General features: G+C 62.9%; 19 protein-coding genes. 11 read left to right on the top strand and 8 right to left on the bottom strand.

Features of this window, described 5'->3' with window-relative positions:
• Positions 1-391: 391 nt before the first annotated feature.
• Positions 392-1633: an ROK family protein gene (locus LB565_RS29415; protein ID WP_224589576.1), complete on the bottom strand. Its 1242-nt coding sequence runs from the start codon at positions 1631-1633 to the stop codon at positions 392-394.
• Between the two features lie 267 nt (positions 1634-1900).
• Between LB565_RS29415 and xylF the strand changes: the two genes are divergently transcribed.
• From xylF to LB565_RS29395, 4 genes are all read left to right on the top strand, one after another.
• Positions 1901-2941, top strand: a complete 1041-nt coding sequence (xylF, locus tag LB565_RS29410) for a D-xylose ABC transporter substrate-binding protein (RefSeq protein WP_224589575.1) — start codon at positions 1901-1903, stop codon at positions 2939-2941.
• Positions 2942-3085: 144 nt separating this feature from the next.
• Entirely contained in the window at positions 3086-4438 is a 1353-nt protein-coding gene (locus tag LB565_RS29405; RefSeq protein WP_224589574.1) for a sugar ABC transporter permease, read from the top strand.
• Between the two features lie 22 nt (positions 4439-4460).
• Positions 4461-5261, top strand: a complete 801-nt coding sequence (locus tag LB565_RS29400; RefSeq protein WP_224589573.1) for an ATP-binding cassette domain-containing protein — start codon at positions 4461-4463, stop codon at positions 5259-5261.
• A gap of 131 nt (positions 5262-5392) precedes the next feature.
• Positions 5393-7015, top strand: a complete 1623-nt coding sequence (locus tag LB565_RS29395; RefSeq protein WP_224589572.1) for a CHASE domain-containing protein — start codon at positions 5393-5395, stop codon at positions 7013-7015.
• Positions 7016-7095: 80 nt separating this feature from the next.
• Here the strand turns inward: LB565_RS29395 and LB565_RS29390 are convergent, their stop codons facing one another.
• From LB565_RS29390 to LB565_RS29370, 5 genes are all read right to left on the bottom strand, one after another.
• Complete coding sequence (locus LB565_RS29390; protein ID WP_224589571.1) at positions 7096-7341, bottom strand: YMGG-like glycine zipper-containing protein; 246 nt, start codon at positions 7339-7341, stop codon at positions 7096-7098.
• Positions 7342-7541: 200 nt separating this feature from the next.
• Positions 7542-7709 carry a hypothetical protein gene (locus tag LB565_RS29385; RefSeq protein WP_224589570.1) on the bottom strand — a complete coding sequence of 56 codons (168 nt, stop codon included), beginning with the start codon at positions 7707-7709 and terminating at the stop codon, positions 7542-7544.
• A gap of 134 nt (positions 7710-7843) precedes the next feature.
• The gene (locus tag LB565_RS29380; RefSeq protein ID WP_224589569.1) at positions 7844-8794 is read right to left on the bottom strand and encodes a sensor histidine kinase; all 951 of its coding nucleotides are present in this window, start codon (positions 8792-8794) and stop codon (positions 7844-7846) included.
• Between the two features lie 260 nt (positions 8795-9054).
• Positions 9055-9219, bottom strand: coding sequence for a DUF1328 domain-containing protein (locus LB565_RS29375; RefSeq protein WP_018429836.1), 165 nt, complete (start codon positions 9217-9219; stop codon positions 9055-9057).
• A gap of 170 nt (positions 9220-9389) precedes the next feature.
• Entirely contained in the window at positions 9390-10184 is a 795-nt protein-coding gene (locus tag LB565_RS29370) for a response regulator (protein ID WP_224589568.1), read from the bottom strand.
• A gap of 218 nt (positions 10185-10402) precedes the next feature.
• Between LB565_RS29370 and LB565_RS29365 the strand changes: the two genes are divergently transcribed.
• Entirely contained in the window at positions 10403-10606 is a 204-nt protein-coding gene (locus tag LB565_RS29365) for a NepR family anti-sigma factor (RefSeq protein ID WP_224589567.1), read from the top strand.
• Between the two features lie 3 nt (positions 10607-10609).
• Complete coding sequence (locus tag LB565_RS29360) at positions 10610-11161, top strand: RNA polymerase sigma factor (protein ID WP_040985057.1); 552 nt, start codon at positions 10610-10612, stop codon at positions 11159-11161.
• Between the two features lie 21 nt (positions 11162-11182).
• On the opposite strand, the gene LB565_RS29355 is transcribed toward LB565_RS29360, so the two are convergent.
• The gene (locus tag LB565_RS29355; protein WP_224589566.1) at positions 11183-11563 is read right to left on the bottom strand and encodes a response regulator; all 381 of its coding nucleotides are present in this window, start codon (positions 11561-11563) and stop codon (positions 11183-11185) included.
• Between the two features lie 154 nt (positions 11564-11717).
• On the opposite strand from LB565_RS29355, the gene LB565_RS29350 reads away from it, so the two are divergent.
• The 4 genes from LB565_RS29350 (at position 11718) to LB565_RS29335 (ending at position 13806) form a co-directional block, all read left to right on the top strand.
• Positions 11718-12479, top strand: coding sequence for a Crp/Fnr family transcriptional regulator (locus LB565_RS29350; protein WP_224589565.1), 762 nt, complete (start codon positions 11718-11720; stop codon positions 12477-12479).
• A gap of 76 nt (positions 12480-12555) precedes the next feature.
• Positions 12556-12882, top strand: coding sequence for a YqjD family protein (locus LB565_RS29345; RefSeq protein WP_224589564.1), 327 nt, complete (start codon positions 12556-12558; stop codon positions 12880-12882).
• A 6-nt stretch (positions 12883-12888) separates the two neighbouring features.
• Positions 12889-13347 (top strand): phage holin family protein, encoded by a 459-nt coding sequence (locus LB565_RS29340; RefSeq protein ID WP_224589563.1) that lies wholly within the window; start codon positions 12889-12891, stop codon positions 13345-13347.
• 237 nt (positions 13348-13584) lie between these two features.
• A complete protein-coding gene (locus LB565_RS29335) occupies positions 13585-13806 on the top strand; it encodes a hypothetical protein (protein WP_224589562.1) in 222 nt (73 codons plus the stop codon).
• A gap of 15 nt (positions 13807-13821) precedes the next feature.
• Here the strand turns inward: LB565_RS29335 and LB565_RS29330 are convergent, their stop codons facing one another.
• Positions 13822-14742, bottom strand: coding sequence for a diacylglycerol/lipid kinase family protein (locus tag LB565_RS29330; protein ID WP_224589561.1), 921 nt, complete (start codon positions 14740-14742; stop codon positions 13822-13824).
• Positions 14743-14997: 255 nt separating this feature from the next.
• Here LB565_RS29330 and LB565_RS29325 point away from each other — a divergent pair, with 255 nt between their 5' ends.
• Positions 14998-16359 (top strand): PRC-barrel domain-containing protein, encoded by a 1362-nt coding sequence (locus LB565_RS29325; protein ID WP_224589560.1) that lies wholly within the window; start codon positions 14998-15000, stop codon positions 16357-16359.
• Positions 16360-16504 lie beyond the last annotated feature (145 nt).

Here is a 16504-nt window from a genome sequence, read left to right as displayed (position 1 = left end):
ATGGCCTCACCGCAACCGAATGCAACAACTACTTCGAAAACGCTGGATATCGTTCAACCTAAAATCATCCCGCTCTACGTCCCGGGGGCTGACGGGTCAGGCACTTTCAACATCCACGCTGGCGAGTAGCCGAGACCTTTGTGCTTCGTCGTCCACGGGCGGAGCAAGGAGCGCAGCGACGCAGCGCAGACCCGAAGATCCATTCCGTGACTTTGACGCGTTGCAGCGGTCCAGAATTTTGCACAGCTGCGCTCGACGCGTGAGGTAACGGCATGGATTCCAGGGTCAGCGCGACGGAGCTTCGCTCCTGCTCCGCCTGGAATGACGAAGCTGCGGGGCCTTCGCTAATTTCAAGCGTCTGCTGTTGTCCCCGGAGCCTCTTCAAGGCTGCCTACGCCACGCTCTTTCCCGTCCCCGCTTTTGCCTGGCCTCCCGGCGCGAAAATCTCCTGGTCGACGAAGGTCAGCGCGCGCATGGCGCAGCCTTCGCGGATCAACGGCAGTTCGTTCGGCTCGGTGTCAAAGGAGATCGATTCGGAGTGCTGGCCGCCGGCGGTCTGGGCGATTGCCTCCCTCAGCGCCGGCTCGATCAGGTCGAAGGCGGCCGCGCTGACGCCGACCATGGCGACGGGCGCCGGGTCGATCAAGGCGAACAGGCTGCCGAGGCTGAAGCCGAGCGCCTCGCCGGCCCGGCGATAGGCCTCGCGCTCGGGGCCATCCTCCTGACGGGCCTTTGCGGCAAGCGCGCGCATGTCGGCGTCGCCGACATCAGTCGGCGTGGCATCCTCGCTTATGCCCATGGCGCTGCGCCAGATCGCATAATTGCCGGCATAGGCCTCGACGCAGCCGCGGCGGCCGCAGCGGCAAAGCGCGCCGCCGGGCCGGTGGATCATATGGCCGAACTCGCCGCCCGAGGAATGCGTGCCGGTGAACAGCGCGCCCTTCAACACCAGCCCCATGCCGATGCCGTGCGAGAGCAGGATGGCGATGAAGTCGTCGCGATAGCGCTCGGGATCGCGCCACTGCAGCGCCACCGCCATCATGTTGCAGTCGTTTTCCGTGGTGGCCGGGATGCCGAATTCCTTTTCGAGGAGATCGGCAAAGGGGATGTCGGTCAGCGGTGTGATCGGCGACCACAGCATGGCGCGTGAATGGGTATTGGTGATGCCCTGAATGCCCATGGCGATGCGGGCGACGCTGCCCACGTCGAGGTCGGGATCCTGCAGCCGGCGCCGGACAATCGCCATGCATTCGCCGATCAACTCGTCGCGGGGCATGACGAGCGTGTCCAGGCGATGCTGCTCCTCGGCCACGATCTGGCCGGCATAGTCGATCACGGCAACCGACAGGAAATTCAGCGACAACACCACGGTCAGCACCGCGGCGGCTTCGGGGTTCAGCGCCAGGCCGATCTGCGGTCGGCCGCGTTTCAACGCCGTCGGCTCGCTGGCTTTGCTTTCGGCGAGAATACCCTCCTGGATCAGATCGGCGGAGATCGCCGAAATGGTCGAGTGGCTAAGCCCGGTGGTGGCGGCAATCTCCGTCCGCGATGGCTGGCCGGCGCGGCGCACCGCCGAAATCACCATGGCGCGGTTGCGCCGGCGCAAATCGTCGTGGCGGATTCCGACCGACATCGTTCGCACGTCCTCCCCGGTCATCGCGGCCTTGTGATAATGCCATGGCCTGTCGCTGACACGCTAGGGATTGTGGCAGAAGCCAGGGTCCATGTCATTATTTATTGCGGATGTCGAAAAAAATGCCTCGACCCATCAAAACCCATCAAGATCGCAGTTGACAGGGTCGCTTTGCTGGACCAGTATTTTTTTGAGGCTCGAAAAAAAGCCTCTGTGCCGGCCTTCGGGCCAGTCTGGGTCGCGCCGCACGGGCGCAGGGAGGATATCATGAAGAAATTCGCAGCCGCCATTCTGGCGGGCGTTGCCATGTCGTTGACGCTGGCGTCGGTCGCCGAGGCGAAGGACAAGGTGATCGGCGTGTCGTGGTCGAATTTCCAGGAAGAGCGCTGGAAGACGGACGAAGCCGCGATGAAGGCCGCCATCGAGGCCGCCGGCGACAAGTATATTTCGGCCGACGCGCAGTCCAATCCGGGCAAGCAGCTGACCGACGTCGAAAGCCTGATCTCGCAGGGCGCCAACGCGCTGATCATCCTGGCGCAGGATGCCTCGGCGATCGGTCCGGCAGTGCAGAAGGCGCTCGACGAAGGCATCCCGGTCGTCGGCTACGACCGCCTGATCGAGAACAAGGACGTGTTCTACCTGACCTTCGACAACAAGGAAGTCGGGCGCATGCAGGCCCGCGAGGTGTTCAAGGCCAAGCCGGAAGGCGACTACGTCTTCATCAAGGGCTCGGGCTCCGATCCGAACGCCGACTTCCTGTTCTCCGGTTCCATGGAAGTGCTGAAGGACGCGATCGACAGCGGTAAGATCAAGAATGTCGGCGAAGCCTATACCGACGGCTGGCTGCCCGCCAACGCGCAGAAGAACATGGAGCAGTTCCTGACCGCCAACGACAACAAGGTCGACGCGGTCGTGGCGGCCAATGACGGCACTGCCGGCGGCGTCGTTGCGGCGCTGACGGCGCAGGGTCTGGCCGGCACCGTTCCGGTCTCCGGCCAGGACGGCGACCACGCTGCGCTCAACCGCATCGCGCTCGGCACGCAGACCGTGTCGGTGTGGAAAGACGCGCGCGAGCTCGGCAAGAACGCCGCCGAGATCGCCTCGCAGCTCGCCGGCGGCAAGAAGATGGGCGACATCGCCGGCGCCAAGGACTTCACGACGCCCGGCGGCAACACCGTCAAGTCGCTGTTCCTGACGCCGGTCGCGATCACCAAGGACAATCTCAACGTCGTCATCGACGCCGGCTGGATCAAGAAGGACGAGGTCTGCGCGGGCGTGCCTGCCGGCAGCGTCAAGGTCTGCAACTAAGCCTTGCCGACATTCGATCTCACGACCTGCGCCGCGGCCTGAAAGCCGCGGCGTTTCCAAAAGATTGCGGTTCCGCCTCAGGCGGCTAGCTTCTAGGCTGAGTTCCGGCATCCGCGCCAGACAGCAAGCCGGCGGGAGGAAATCATGACCGACACGACGTCTACCCAACCGGCGGACACCGCGCGCGCGTCGGAACTCGGCACTGTCGCCCGGTTCCTGAAGGCGACCGAGCTCGACACCCGCATGCTCGGCATGATCGGCGCGCTGCTCCTGATCTGGATCGGGCTGCATGTGATCTCCAGCCTGCGGCTCGGCGTCAATCCGCTCGACTTCGACAGCCGCACCTTCCTCACGCCGCGCAATCTCTGGAACCTGTCGGTGCAGACGTCGGCCGTGGCGATCATGGCCTCCGGCATGGTGCTGGTCATCGTCATGCGCAACATCGACCTTTCGGTCGGATCGGCCGAAGGGGTGATCGGCATGGTCATGGGCTTTGCCCAGGTGCATTTCCTGGTTCGCTTCGTCGGGCTTGAATTGGGCACTCCCTGGATCTGGGTCCTGGCATTGCTGATCGGCCTGGCGCTCGGCCTCATCATCGGCGCCTTCCAGGGCTTCGTCATCGCCTATCTCGAAGTGCCGGCCTTCATCGTCACGCTGGGGGGATTGCTGGTATGGCGGGGCGCTGCCTGGTGGGTCACCAGCGGCCAGACCGTTGCGCCCCTCGACGCCACCTTCCAGCTGATGGGCGGCGGTCCGGCAGGCTCGATCGGCGCCAGATGGAGCTGGGCCGTCGGCATCGTCGCCTGCCTGGCGGTCATTTTCATGCATTTCAACGGCCGCGTGCAGCGCAAGCGCTTCCGCTTCCCGCTGCGCCCGGTCTGGGCAGAGACGCTGCTTGCCACGGTCACGTGCGCGGTCATCCTGGGCGCGGTGTGGCTCGCCAACTCCTATCCATGGCCCGTCGGCATCGTGAACCGCTACGCCGCCGCCAACAACATCACCGTCCCCGAGGGCGGGCTGTTCATCGCGCATGGCATCGCCATTCCGGTGCTGATGGCGGTTGCCGTCGGCCTGATCATGACCTTCGTCACCAAGCGCACGCGCTTCGGCCGCTATGTCTTCGCCATCGGCGGCAATCCGGAAGCAGCCAACCTCGCCGGCATCAACACGCGCTGGATCACCATGAAGGTGTTCATGATCATGGGCGTGCTGGCGACGATCGCGGCGGCGATTTCATCCGCCAGGCAGAATTCGTCCACCAATGCGCTTGGAACGCTGGACGAACTTCTGGTCATTGCCGCGGCCGTCATCGGCGGCACTTCGCTTGCCGGCGGTTCGGGCACCGTGCTCGGCGCCATGCTCGGCGCGCTTCTGATGCAGTCGCTGCAGTCCGGCATGGTGCTGCTCGGCGTCGACTCGCCGCTGCAGAGCATCGTCGTCGGCGCCGTGCTGGTCGTGGCGGTGTGGCTCGACACTCTCTATCGCAAGCGCGTCTGAGCAACCAGGGAGGAAAAGGATCATGGCTGACAAGACCGCCCCCGCCGGCGTTCCGCTGGTCGACATGCGCAACATCTCGATCGCCTTCGGCGGCATCCGCGCCGTCGACGATGCGTCGGTTGATCTGTTCCCCGGCGAAGTGATGGCGCTGCTCGGCCACAATGGCGCCGGCAAATCGACGCTGATCAAGATCCTGTCCGGCGCCTACAAGCGCGACAGCGGGCAGATCTTCATCAATGGCGAGGAGGCTTCGATCTCCAATCCGCGCGACGCAAAGAAATACGGCGTCGAGACGATCTACCAGACGCTGGCGCTGGCCGATAATGTCGATGCCGCGGCCAATCTCTTCCTCGGCCGCGAGCTGATGACGGGCTGGGGCACGCTGGACGACGTCGCCATGGAAGCCGAGGCGCGCAAGGTGATGGGCCGGCTCAATCCGCGTTTCCAGCGCTTCAAGGAGCCGGTCATCAAGCTGTCGGGCGGACAGCGGCAGTCGGTGGCGATCGCGCGCGCGATCCTGTTCAACGCCCGCATCCTGATCATGGACGAGCCGACGGCGGCGCTCGGCCCGCAGGAGACGGCGCAGGTCGGCGAACTGGTCAAGCAGCTCAAGGCCGAAGGCATCGGCATCTTCCTGATCAGCCACGACATCCACGACGTTTTCGAGCTCGCCGACCGGGTCTGCGTGATGAAGAACGGCCAAGTGGTCGGCACCGCGCGCACGGCCGATGTCACCCAGGACGAGGTGCTCGGCATGATCATTTTGGGCAAATGCCCGCCGGGCGCCATCCCGGGACCAGGCGCGCTGAAGATCGCGGCATAGAGACGACAGATAGCCGGCTAATTAACGGCTGCGCGGTGTACCAACCGCGGTGATGATTTGACCGCGCCATTGTGTTGGCGGGGAGACTTGCCCATAAAGATCGTTGACCGTCCACGAGCCGCATCTTTGATTTGAAGAAGCTCTTTCCGATCGTTGCCTTTGTCGCCGTCGCGCTGATCAGCCTGACGATGGCGGGGTTCGCTTATTTCGCGACACAGGAGGCGGCTCGGATCAAGTTCGAGGGCACCGCCGATGACGCGTTGAACCGCATCGAAAGCCGCATCGACCTGCATCTGTCGCTGCTGCGTTCGACGCAGGCGCTGTTCGATGCCCGCAACGGCGACATCACGCGCGGCGAATTCAAAGCCTTCTTCACCGCCCTCGACATAGACGATAATTTCGCGGGGCTTCGCGGTATCGGCTTCCTGAGGCTGGCAAAGACCGGCGACGAGGCGGCCGTCGAACGCGATATCCTGCACGACCTTGGGTCGGCGCACCCGATCTACCCCGCGACGACCGAGCGATGGCGCACGCCGATCGTGCTGTTCGAGCCGCTCGATACATCCAACCAGTCGATCATCGGCTTCGACATGTTCAGCGAACCGGTACGGCGCGCGGCGATCGAAAAGGCGATGGCCGACGACCAGCAGCATGCGAGCGGCGTTGTCCAGCTCGGCCAGGGTACCGGCGTGACGCAGACCTTCACCGGGTTCCTGGTTTTTGTGCGACTGAACGTCGAAACCGCGCCCGAGGTGATCAATGCAAGCCGCTCCTCCACCGCCGGCTTTCTCTACGCTGCCTTCCGCGCGCAGGACTTGTTCCAAGTCGCACTCAGCCGTTCGCCGCTGCTACCGGTCAATGTCGAGGTCTATGACGGCAAGCCCGAGAACGGCAATCTTTTGTTCCGTTCGGAGGCGCCGCCGGCGGAACGCATCGGGGCGACGCTTCTGGCGCGTCGGGATATCGTTGTCGCGGGCCGGCCCTGGACCGTGCTGTTCAGGCCGACAAGCGCCTTCGAACCACCGTCCTCGCGCGCCATTCCGGTGATGCTCGGGCTGTTCGGCCTTTTGCTTGCCGGCGCCATCGCGCTGGTGGCGCGCTATCAGGAGCGCGCCTATGAGGCGAAGTCGGCGCTGCACGAAACGACCGAAAAGAGCCTGCTGGAGAAGGACCTGATCCTGCAGGAGATGAAGCACCGCATCAAGAATTCGATCACCCGCGTGCTGGCGATCGCGCGGCAGACGGCCTCGCAAGCCGCCGACGTCAAGGAATTTTCGGCCTCGTTCTCGGCGCGCCTGCAGGCCATGGCCGCATCGCAGGACATGCTGACGCGCTCGCGCTGGCAGAAGGCCGATCTTGGCGACCTGCTGCGCATCGAACTTGGGCAGGTGTTCGGCAAAGATCTTCCCGAAGGAGTGTTGTCGGGGCCGCAAGTGCTGCTCGACGAGACGACGACGCAAGCGCTCGGGCTGACCTTCCACGAACTCGCCACCAACGCGCTGAAATATGGCGAAGCCGGCAGTTCGGTGGGCGCCCTGAAGGTCGACTGGAGCATTGAAGGGCGCGGTCGCGAGCGGACGCTGCTCTTGAATTGGCGCGAAACGGGTCAGAAGAACCTGGAAGCGCCGGCCAAGACCGGCTTCGGCACCAAGCTGATCGATCTCAACGTCACGCGCGAATTGCGCGGCACGATCGCGCGCGACTACCGGGACGACGGACTGAAGGTGGAAATCAGGATACCGCTAATCGTCTGACAGGCTGAAGGCATCGATGGTTTGAAAAAGAGAGGATAGGGGCCGTCAACCAGCCCCCAGTCCTTTCCCGATTGCTGAAATCAGTTGCAGCGGGCCCAGTGGATCGTACCGTCAGCGCGGCGATACTTGCAGCGGCCAGTTTGCACGTTACGATACAACAAACCAGACCCGGCGCCGACAGCCGCACCGACCAGCGCACCCTTGCCGCCGCCGACCAGGCCGCCGATGCCGGCGCCGATCAGGCCGCCGCCGACGACGTCCTGCTCGGTGCTGGTGCAGCCGCTGACGGCGACCACGGCAACCATGGCAATGATCATCTTCCGCATAGAATTGCTCCTCACTTTTGTCCTCACTTTCGGCAGTGCCAGCAGCCATTTAGCATGAAAAAACATGCTTTGCCTGCCCGATTTCACTGTTGCCTAACATAGTATTTTTCGGGGCGCTCGCCGTTCGACGCGACAAGCATGCCGGAGACCTCCAGGGATGCGACCAGTGCTTAAAAGTTCTGTCTTGATCCCGCGCGAGGTCAGAACAATTGCCAGGCCGCGATCAAGGCCATGGCGGCCAGAAGCGCGATCGCGCCCAAGCGGGGCGAAAGCGACGATCGCGGCGCCGGTGGCGGTTCGGCTTCCTGGAAGCCGCTCATCGAGACGCGGGCGGCCTGCTCCAGCCTGTTCATGTCGGCAGCCATCATGTCAGTCTCCCAGGTCGCGCGGCGACGGATGGGTTTCCGGCGCATCGTTAGCCGGGAGCACAGAATCGGACTTTATGGTGAACAGCCGGTTAAAGCCCGTCGCGGGAATAGCTCTCTCGCCATCGGCGGCACGATCAATCCGTCTCGAAATTGCCTTGCGGGACGGTGAGGCGGTATTCGATGCGATCCTCGCCGATTTCCAGCGTCGCGGAACCGTTCAGCGACATCGGCACGACGCGTTCCAGCGCCACGCTGCCGAAGCGCCTCTCGTTACGCTGCGCGTCGCCGACCGCTTCGGTCCAGGTCAGCAAAAGATTAGGCGAGGTTCCGTTCTCGGGATCGAGCCTGGCGCGCACCTCGACATGGCCCTCCGGCCGGGACAACGCGCCATAGCTTACGGAATTCACGGCCAGCTCATGCATGGCCAGGCCAATATGCAGGGCAGCGTTGGGATTGAGATAAGGATTTTCCCCCTTAAACCTCAGGCTTTTGGCCAGATCGCTGCTATAGCGGCCAACCTGGCCGGATACGAGTTCCTGCAGTGCGGCACCGCGCCAGTTGGAGGATGTGACCAGATCCTGCGAGGAAGCGAGCGATTGCAGCCGGCCGCGGAACCGCGCCAGGAAGTCGCCAAGCGTCTCCGTATAGCGCCCGGTCTGCGTGGCGATGCTCTGGATAATGGCCAGGAGATTTTTCGATCGATGGCTGACTTCGCGCAGCAATGCCTTCAGCGTCTGCTCGCGCCGCTTCTGCTCCGTCGTTTCCACCATCGTCGTAACGACGCCGAGGACGTCGCCGGATTCCCCCCGGTCGGCATCGATCCAAAGCTGGAACCAGCGGACGCCCTGGCTTCCCGGAATGCTGAGCTCGAGCTGATCCGCGTTGCCAGATTCGATCACCCCGAGCTTGGCGGCTTGTATGCGCTCGGCCTGCGCCGGCGAAAGCAAATCCTTGCCGTCGGCCGTTTCGGATGCCCAGGGCGCGCTCATATTACGCGCCCAGACCGTCTTCATCTGCCGGTCCTGGTAGAGAACCGAGATCCCGGCATTGTGCAGAGCATGAAGCAAAGCCCGTCCCAATTGCATGCCGCTCTCCGAGGGATGCATCGCGATCACTTCGCCGTTCTGCTTTTTACTACTGTCTTTCGTGAAACCCTCGGAAGGCATAGGAAACGTCCCGCGCTCGGTCCATGAACGGCTCATCCGCAAACTGGTTCCGCCCGAGTAACCTCCCGAAATCCCGAAATCAGCGCTCTTTAAAAGCGGTCCGCCGGACGGTGCTCTTTCGAGGCGCCGCCCGGCGGTGGCTGGAAACCGTTTGAGGGGTGCGGCTTCCAGTGTTGCGGTCAGGCTCTCCTGAAGAGGCCTGCGATGAGCGAGATCACCAGGAAAGCGAGGAAGATGAAGAACAGAATCTGCGCGATGCCCGCCGATGTACCGGCGATGCCGCCGAACCCAAGCGCGCCGGCGATGATCGCAACTACGAGAAATACGAGCGCCCAGTACAGCATGATGCGTCTCCTTCTATGTCGGGAAAAGAACGTGGCTCGGTGTCGTTTGTTCCACCATTTGCCGAAAAAGACGATCCCCTTGTAGGGCTTTTAAAGTCGCAAGCAGGCATGCACCACGCGCGGCGAAAAGCCTCGCATGGCGCTGGAAGATCTAGGCTCCCGGACAAGGCTCAGGCGGCGGCCTTGGCCTGTCGGTCGAAGAACAGGGCCTGGCTGATCAGGGCCTTGACCATATCGGGGTTGAAGGGCTTGGTGACCAGGAAGGCCGGCTCCGGGCGCTCGCCGGTCAGCAGGCGCTCCGGAAAGGCGGTGATGAAAATCACCGGCACCGGCGTCGAGGACAAAATCTCGTTGACGGCTTCGATGCCAGAGCTGCCGTCGGCGAGCTGGATGTCGGCCAGAACCATTTTCGGCCGCGTCCTGCCGAACAAGGCCACCGCCTCGGCATGGGTGCGCGCCGTGCCCACCACGCGATGGCCGAGACTTTCGACCATCTCCTCGATATCCATGGCAATCAGAGGCTCGTCCTCGATGATCAGCACGTCCGTTGCCACCTGGCGGGAAATCTCGTTGCTCGCCTGGGCCAGCAGCTCCGAGAACTCTTCTTCCTCGACGTCGAGAATTTCCGCCGCCTCGTCCTCGCTGAAGCCCTCGACGGCAACCAAAAGGAAAGCCTGACGCGGACGGGGCGCGAGCGCATTCAGATTGGCCGCGGCCCGCTGCTCCCAGGCGGTCTGCGCCTGTTCCTGCGGCACGCGGATGGCGACGGAGGTGAACAATCTGGCGAAAACCTTGTAGAGTGCGATGCGGTCGCTCGAGGCTTCGGGGAAGATATTGGTATCGGCGATAATGGCTTCCAACATCGCGGCGACCAGCGCGTCACCGCTTTCCTGCGATCCCGATACCGCCCGCGAGAAGCGGCGCAGGAACGGAAGATGGGGAGCGATGGTTGCGGACAAACTCATTATTGACGTCTCCCTCAGATGACGTTGCATGTTGAAGGCCGAACTGACTACACGCCCCGCAAATCAAACGCCGGCTTCCGGAAAAAGTTCCGCCGGCCGGGGAACTAAATTAGCAGGCGGGCGTTTCGGGACTTCGGGATGGGCAACCAGACGAGGGTTCCGCTTGCGTTGTGGTTTGAAGTTGATGAGCGGTTCGGGTGCTGGAAACTAGGGCCACTATGAAAGAAATGTCAAAAAAACAGATGGCTGATGCCGTAAGCAGGCATCGGAACGGGGATGGCAACCCGCTGGGGGCAAACTCCGAAATCGCGCGCAAGCTCAAGCAGTATTATGACGAGCTGGTCTCGGACCGTGTACCAGACCGTTTCGCTCAGCTGCTCAGCCAGCTGGAACAGGCCGAACCTGCCCAGAAAAAGGACTGAGGCATGGCGGCGGTATCCCAGAGCTTCAAGACCGAGCTGCTCGGCGCGATTCCGAGCCTGCGCGCTTTCGCCGTGTCGCTGACGCAGAATGCCGACCGTGCCGACGACCTCGTCCAGGAAACGCTGGTCAAGGCTTGGGATAAGCATGAGAGTTTCCAGCCGGGCACCAATTTGAAGGCATGGCTGTTCACCATCCTGCGCAATGAATTCTATTCGCAGATGCGCAAACGCGGCCGCGAAGTGCAGGACAGCGACGGCATCATGACGGCCAGGCTTGCCGTGCACCCGGCCCAGCACGGCCAGCTCGACCTCAAGGATTTCCGCGGCGCGCTCGAGCAACTGCCCGAGGACCAGCGCGAGGCCATCATCCTGATCGGCGCTTCAGGCTTCTCCTATGAAGAAGCCGCCGAGATCTGCGGCTGCGCGGTCGGCACGATCAAGAGCCGCGTCAGCCGGGCGCGCGCCAGGCTGCAGGAGATACTCAAGATTTCCGGAGAAGACGAGTTCGGGCCTGATGCGATCTCGGCGCAGGTCACAGGGTCGAACGCGGCTTGAGCCGATCTCTACCATTGGGCCTCAGGCCGGGGCGGCCCGTCCGCAGGCCAGGGCCACGGCTTCGACAAGATCGTCGCCCGAGAAGGGCTTGGTGACCAGGCGGATGTCCGGGAACGCGTCCTTGATCTCGTCCGAATCGGAATAGCCGGAGGCAAATACGAACGGCAGGCCCTCGCTGCGCAGCCGGGCGGCGAAATCCAGGGTCGAGACGCCTGCGAGCATCAGGTCGACCACCGCCGCGTCGAAGCGCGGAGACAGAGCTTCTCCGTTGATCTCGGTGATCTCTCGGGCGATTGTCACTTCCGCCGCGCCGTGGTCGCGGCAAAGCTGCTCGATGTCCAGTGCGATCAGGAACTCGTCTTCCAGTACGAGGATACGCAGTCCGTCGAGCAATGCTGGCACTTCTCGGTTTTCTCCTGGGCAGGACCGCACTGATGCGCGGAATTCGCAGCCATGTCATTTAAAAAAGACATGGGACGCGGTCCCGCGGAACCCCTGCCGGTCTCAAGCGTTTCCCTGTGCCCACAAGGGGCAGGGATTTCGAAGAGGGGTCGAAATGTCCAGCCAAAGCGCACATCCGGCTGCGAGTCGTCAATATCCTTGCGAAGAGTGTCCGTTGCGGTCGTTGCCCGCCTTTCGCCCGTTCGACAAGCAGGAGCTGTCGTTCGTAAGCACTTTCAAGCGCGGCGAACTCGCCGTCGACAAAGGGGCGACAGTCCTGGTCGAAGGCAGCCACAGCGCGCATCTCTACACCGTGCTGTCGGGCTGGGCGTTCCGTTATAAGCTCTTGCCCGACGGGCGCCGGCAGATCCTCAATTTTTCCATGCCCGGCGACCTGATCGGGCTGCAGGGAAGCCTGATGGGCGAGATGCAGCATTCCGTCGAGGCCTTGTCGACGATGCTGTTGTGCGTCTTCGAGCGCGAACAGCTGCAGGAACTTTATCGCAATTATCCAGGTCTTGCCTATGATATCACCTGGATCGCGTCGCGCGAGGAACGGATGCTGGACGAGAACCTGCTCAGCATCGGACGCCGCACCGCGCTCGAACGAGCCGCCTACCTCATCGCCTTCATCGCCAGCCGGGCGCGCAGCGCCGGAGTGAACGGCAAGACGCCGGTGCGGATACCGATCACGCAACAGCACATCGCGGACACGCTCGGCCTTTCGCTGGTCCATACCAACAAGACGATCCGCAAGCTGATGGACCGCAAGCTCATCCTATGGCGAGACGGCGGCTGCGAAGTGGTCGACTATGACGGACTGAAGAAGCTTGCCCGCTGGGAGGGGCTCGGCGAGGAACGCCGGCCGCTGATCTAGGCCGGTTCGAGCCGCTGAAACGGGAACTTTGACACAGAATGGACGTTGAAATCCAAGCAAACGCAGGGAGTTAGAGATGGCAACCGCCGCAGGCAGATCCGCAACGGATGAAGCGACCACCGCCGACCTTGAGGCCGATATCGAGCAGTTGAAAGCGGATATCCAGAAACTCACGGAACAACTCGCCAAGACCGGTCAACACGGTTATGGCGCGGCGCGCCATGCTGCCGCGGAGGGCGTCGAACAATTGCGCGCGCAAGGCGAAGCAGCCTTCGAGAGCATGCGGGGCAGCGCCGAGGACATTGAAGCGCAGCTGATAGCCAAAGTGCGCGAGAAGCCCGTGACGTCGCTGGCGATCGCGATGGGCGTCGGCTACCTCTTCGCCCTGCTTTCGCGCCGCTAGCCTCAGATGGGGACGCTTGTCTCGCTCGTCTCCGCTCTTGCCTCGGGCGAGGCGATGGCCGCTTTGCAAAGGGCGCGAACGACGGCAATCCTCTACGGACTCGCCGCCGTTTTCGTCCTGTGCGGCGTGGGCTTCCTCATCGGCGCCGCCTATATCTGGATGGCGGCGCGCTATGGACCGCTGGCGACCAGTCTCGGCTTCGGCATAGGGTTCCTGGTGCTCGCCGGGCTCATCCTTGTCATCTACAAGCTGACGACGAGCATGCGGAGCAGGCGGCGCGCGAGACGGCGGCAGGCCGACATGACCGCGCTGGGCGTCACCGCGGCACTCGCACTGCTTCCGGCCCTTGCCAAGAGCAAGGGCGGAGCCATCATCGCGCCCGCCCTGGCGGTCTTGGCCTACGCCATTTATCGCGAGAACGCCAAGCCCAGGCCGCGCAAGCCGGATCAGGAAGACATGCATTAGGCTGCGTTGACATCCAGGTGATGCCGGCCTGACCTGAATCTTAACACAGCTAGGCTGCTCGACTTTTCTTAGGCGGGCGGCCCGCTCCAAGCTCACCAACCTCAAACCTGTGCCCTGATCTGTTCGTCCAATGATCGCGAAAGCGATGCCACCCGGTCGGAACCTTCACGCAAAGGGCCCGTTACCCGACCGTGCTGTGCCTGAAAAGCCCGCCGCCACGTAACATGGAGGCCAATCATGACCAAGAGCGTTCCTGAAAACAAAGCCCGTCAGGGACATTGGGGCTGGCATGCTCTGAGGATACTCATCGCCGGCCTGTTGCTGGCGTTCATTGCGTGGGGCGCGGTAGAGATTTACGGGGAATTGATAAAGTCACCGAATACGGGCGCGCAGCATGTACCGCAGCCGCCCGGCACCGAGCAGGGCCCCGCTCCCGCCCAACCGACCTCGCAACCCTGAAGGAGCGCTTTCCGTTCAAGCCGCCTTTGCGCTGACGCCGCGCGCCGGAACGAGGACGTTCAGCGCGCCAGGGTGGATTTCGATCGTCGTCTCGCGCTGCAACCGGATCAACTCGCCGTCCATGACGGCGCGGACCTTTTTGACCGAAGAGTGGATCTTCAGCACCGCCTTGTCTGCCTGATGCACCTCGACATGCGCGCTCTGGCGCCACCTGCCGCGCAGCATGTCCAGCAAAAGCTTTGCCAGATGATGGCGACGGCGCGCGACGCTGACATAGATACCGAGCACCCCGCCGGCCGGATCGTCGGCATAGGGCAGATGGCCTTCGCCAAACAGGTTGTTGGAAATGCCGATGCCGGTGGTGCGGGTTACAATTTCGGTCTTGCCGATGATCAGGCTCACCTTCAGCGCGGGTGGGTTGTTGATAGCCGCCCATGCGGCGCGCGCGGATGCCTGCATTTTTCCAAGTCGCGAACCGAATTCCATTTTTTCGCGCAGCTGGACCATCTTTGCATGCATGCCGATGGAAAACTGATGAACGAAGGGCTGGCCGTTGGCGCTCGCCATATCGACGGCGATCACCTCTCCGTCGGCGAAGGACTTCAACGCACCCTCCAGTGTCTGCGGAATGCCAAGGCCGCGAGCGAAGAGGTTCATCGTGCCGGCCGGGAGAATGGCCAAGGCCTTCTTCTTGTTCATGAGAAGGGAAGCGGCCGTGGAAATTGTGCCGTCCCCGCCGCCGGCGAGAACGACGTCGACGCTCCGCTTGGCGATGGCTTTTTCCAATGCTGCAGCGATGTCACGACCAGCAACGATTTCGATCTGAACGGAATGTCCGGCCGCTTCGAGGGTCTGATGCAGCTGGTCGGCGAAAGCCTGGATGTCGATGGTGCGGAGCGTGCCGCCATCCTGGTTCAGCACCGCAGCAAACCGCATTCCCGCTCCGTATCTTTCTGGACTGGGCGGACGATGCCTCAGTCGCAGCCCAAACGAAAGTGCCGGCGCAAAGGTTCCCCCGCGGTCAGGAATCAGCGCGACGGGGCGGCGGCGGCTTTTTGGAACATGGCCAAGTTGGAACAAGCTCAAGGTCACAACGTTGTGATCCTGTCGATACTGCCGCTCCCGCCCCTCCGTTCAGAGGCTGGCCGAGGCAGCGTCATGTACACAGATCAGGCACGAGGAGAGATTATGATGATCCGCACTCTTTTTGCGACCACCGCGCTCGCAACGCTGCTTGCCACCGGTGCTTTTGCGCAGACCACACCCGCCCCGGCTCCGCAGGCCCCAGCAGCCGAAAATCCGGCGCCGGTCATGCGCTCGGAAGGCGCGCTGATGACGAACATCATCGGCGAGTCGGTCTATAACGGCACCGGAGACGATGCCCAGAACATCGGCAAGGTCGACGATGTCATCTTCGATGCCGGCGGCAAGGCCAAATCCGCCATCATCGGGGTGGGCGGCTTTCTTGGCGTCGGCAAGAAGGACGTCGCTTTCGACTACGGCAAGCTGGAATGGGCCGAGAAGAACGGCGACCGCTGGCTGGTCGCCAAATCGACCAAAGATGAGCTGAATGCTCTGCCGGCGTTTGACCGCAAGCCTTATGATCCGGCGCCGCCGCAGTCGACCGCTACGCAGCCCGCCAACAACACGACAACCGCCCAGGCCCCCGCGGCCGCACCGGCCGAGCCGGTGAAGAAGGCGGAGGGCAATCTCGCCACCAACATCATGGGCGAATCGGTTTATAACGGCACTGCGGACAACGCTCAGAAGATCGGCGACGTGAAAGACATCGTGCTTGCCAAGGACGGCAAGGCCGAGTCGCTGGTGATCGGCGTCGGCGGCTTCCTCGGCATCGGCACGAAGAACGTCACTTTCGACTTCGACAAGGCGAAATGGGCGGAGAAGAACGGCGACCGCTGGCTCGTGGCCGAGACGACGAAGGAGCAGCTGCAGGCCCAGCCGGAGTTCGACCGTAAGCCCTATGAACCGGCACCCGGCTCGACGACGGCCGCGAACAATGCTCCGGCAGCGACCACGCCTACGGTGATCTCTTCGGGCACGACGTCCGATAAGGCAGCGAAGCCGGCAGAGCCCGCCAAGTCGACGGCCGAGAACAAGCCTGCGACGCCGCCGGCCCAGAGCACGGCCGAGAACAAACCCGCAGTTAACGGCACCGCCGCCACAGACCAGACCAAGACCGCTTCCATCGACAAATCGACGCTGAGCGAAATGCCGATGGGCAACATCCGCGTCGACGACCTCAAAGGCACGACGGTCTATGGCGCCAACGATGCCAAGATCGGTTCGATCGGCGACGTCGTGCTGACGCCCGACAACAAGCCGGACGCAGTCATTGTCGATGTTGGCGGCTTCCTCGGTATCGGCGCCAAGGAAGTGGCGATCGGCATGGACAAGCTCAAATTCATGACCGACAAGAACGGCAAGAAATATCTCTACACCAACTTCACCAAGGAGCAGCTGCAGGCGCAGACGGCCTATGACAAGAGCAGTTATGCCGCCAACCGCGACCAGCAGCGGATGATGCTGAAGTGACGATCAGGCAGTAGGCAGTAGGACGTAGGCAAATAAGAGTTGGCAAGTCACCCGGCAGCGGGGATGTTCTACTGCCTACTGCCTACTGCCTACTGCCTACTGCCTACTGCCTACTGCCTACTGCCTACTGCCTACTGCCTACTGC

This window comes from Mesorhizobium sp. CA14 (assembly GCF_020165195.1).
Taxonomy (GTDB): Bacteria; Pseudomonadota; Alphaproteobacteria; order Rhizobiales; family Rhizobiaceae; genus Mesorhizobium.
Note: the sequence above shows the minus strand (reverse complement) of the source record. Positions and strands in the feature narration are given on the sequence as shown.

Excerpts from the sequence above, each read along its gene's own strand:
- LB565_RS29415 (WP_224589576.1), bottom strand. The coding sequence starts at position 1,633 with ATGTCGGTCGGAATCCGCCACGACGATTTGCGCCGGCGCAACCGCGCC.
- LB565_RS29385 (WP_224589570.1), bottom strand. The coding sequence starts at position 7,709 with ATGATGGCTGCCGACATGAACAGGCTGGAGCAGGCCGCCCGCGTCTCG.
- LB565_RS29350 (WP_224589565.1), top strand. The coding sequence starts at position 11,718 with ATGTCCAGCCAAAGCGCACATCCGGCTGCGAGTCGTCAATATCCTTGC.
- LB565_RS29375 (WP_018429836.1), bottom strand. The coding sequence starts at position 9,219 with ATGCTGTACTGGGCGCTCGTATTTCTCGTAGTTGCGATCATCGCCGGC.
- LB565_RS29380 (WP_224589569.1), bottom strand. The coding sequence starts at position 8,794 with ATGCAATTGGGACGGGCTTTGCTTCATGCTCTGCACAATGCCGGGATC.
- LB565_RS29360 (WP_040985057.1), top strand. The coding sequence starts at position 10,610 with ATGGCGGCGGTATCCCAGAGCTTCAAGACCGAGCTGCTCGGCGCGATT.
- LB565_RS29370 (WP_224589568.1), bottom strand. The coding sequence starts at position 10,184 with ATGAGTTTGTCCGCAACCATCGCTCCCCATCTTCCGTTCCTGCGCCGC.
- LB565_RS29390 (WP_224589571.1), bottom strand. The coding sequence starts at position 7,341 with ATGCGGAAGATGATCATTGCCATGGTTGCCGTGGTCGCCGTCAGCGGC.
- LB565_RS29325 (WP_224589560.1), top strand. The coding sequence starts at position 14,998 with ATGATCCGCACTCTTTTTGCGACCACCGCGCTCGCAACGCTGCTTGCC.
- xylF (WP_224589575.1), top strand. The coding sequence starts at position 1,901 with ATGAAGAAATTCGCAGCCGCCATTCTGGCGGGCGTTGCCATGTCGTTG.
- LB565_RS29340 (WP_224589563.1), top strand. The coding sequence starts at position 12,889 with ATGGGGACGCTTGTCTCGCTCGTCTCCGCTCTTGCCTCGGGCGAGGCG.
- LB565_RS29405 (WP_224589574.1), top strand. The coding sequence starts at position 3,086 with ATGACCGACACGACGTCTACCCAACCGGCGGACACCGCGCGCGCGTCG.
- LB565_RS29400 (WP_224589573.1), top strand. The coding sequence starts at position 4,461 with ATGGCTGACAAGACCGCCCCCGCCGGCGTTCCGCTGGTCGACATGCGC.
- LB565_RS29345 (WP_224589564.1), top strand. The coding sequence starts at position 12,556 with ATGGCAACCGCCGCAGGCAGATCCGCAACGGATGAAGCGACCACCGCC.
- LB565_RS29330 (WP_224589561.1), bottom strand. The coding sequence starts at position 14,742 with ATGCGGTTTGCTGCGGTGCTGAACCAGGATGGCGGCACGCTCCGCACC.
- LB565_RS29365 (WP_224589567.1), top strand. The coding sequence starts at position 10,403 with ATGAAAGAAATGTCAAAAAAACAGATGGCTGATGCCGTAAGCAGGCAT.
- LB565_RS29335 (WP_224589562.1), top strand. The coding sequence starts at position 13,585 with ATGACCAAGAGCGTTCCTGAAAACAAAGCCCGTCAGGGACATTGGGGC.